At 51.1% G+C, this 1,324-nt stretch carries 1 protein-coding gene; it reads left to right on the top strand.

Going from position 1 to position 1,324, the window contains the following annotated elements; translation table 11 throughout:
• A partial coding sequence (locus R7P72_RS24670; protein WP_318110923.1) for a TRAP transporter fused permease subunit occupies positions 1-1,324 on the top strand: 1,324 nt, incomplete at both ends.

Here is a 1,324-nt window from a genome sequence, read left to right as displayed (position 1 = left end):
AACTCTCCGCGTGATCACATTCCTCTTGTGGATTGGATTCTCGCGTTATCGGGTAGCTTTTCAGCTGCCTATATCTACCTTTTCTACACCGAACTCGCAGGACGTTCCGGCGCGCCCACCACTGCCGATATTGTGGTTGCGGTCGTTGGCATGATATTGCTACTTGAAGCGACTCGTCGTGCATTAGGGCCTCCGCTAATGGTTGTGGCCGCCGTGTTCCTGACTTACACGTTTGCTGGCCCATACATGCCAGATGTCATAGCCCACAAAGGCGCAAGCTTAGGTAAAGCGATGTCGCATCTGTGGCTAACCACCGAAGGGGTATTTGGTGTTGCGTTAGGTGTATCCACTTCTTTCGTATTCTTGTTTGTACTGTTTGGCGCGATGCTAGAGCGTGCGGGTGCAGGTGCTTACTTCATTAAAGTCGCGTTTTCTCTACTTGGTCACATGAAAGGTGGCCCAGCTAAAGCCGCCGTTGTCGCATCTGGTCTATCGGGTCTGGTTTCAGGCTCATCGATCGCAAACGTCGTAACCACGGGTACTTTTACCATTCCATTGATGAAACGAGTCGGCTTCCCGGGCACAAAAGCGGGTGCCGTTGAAGTGGCAGCGTCAACCAATGGTCAGCTCACCCCGCCAATCATGGGCGCGGCAGCATTTTTGATGGTGGAATACGTCGGGATTTCTTACGTAGAGGTTATCAAAGCGGCATTACTTCCAGCGCTGATTTCCTACATCGCGTTGATTTACATCGTTCACCTTGAAGCATGTAAAGCGGGCATGACTGGCTTACCTCGTCGTCATAATCCAACGTTACTGCAAAGCCTACTTTCATTCACGGCTACCATTTTAGGTCTGTGTGTAATCAGCGCTTTGGTGTACTACGGTGTAGGTTGGACGAAAGATGTCTTTGGCGACGCAGCGACTACGATAGTAACGATCGCGCTACTCATCGCCTACGTCGGCCTCGTAAAAATTTCTGCGAACCACATGAAAGATGGCGCAATTGAGATTGATGCGGAGCTGACTGAAGTGCCAGATCCGGGTCCTACAGTGAAGTCTGGCTTACACTACCTGCTACCTATCGTGGTACTGGTTTGGTGTTTAACAGTAGAGCGCTTCTCACCTGGCTTATCAGCATTTTGGGCGACCGTCTTTATGGTCTTCATTTTGCTAACACAACGCCCTCTGATGGCGTTACTTGCGAAAGAAGGCGACCTAGTACAACAAACCAAAGAGGGTTTTGTCGATCTCGCTGAAAGCTTGGTGGCTGGTGCTCGCAACATGATCGGTATCGGTGTCGCAACTGCGGCGGCAGGTACGG

The sequence above is a fragment of the Vibrio sp. Vb0888 genome (genome assembly GCF_033338835.1).
GTDB classification, from domain to species: Bacteria; Pseudomonadota; Gammaproteobacteria; order Enterobacterales; family Vibrionaceae; genus Vibrio; species Vibrio alginolyticus.
Note: the sequence above shows the minus strand (reverse complement) of the source record. Positions and strands in the feature narration are given on the sequence as shown.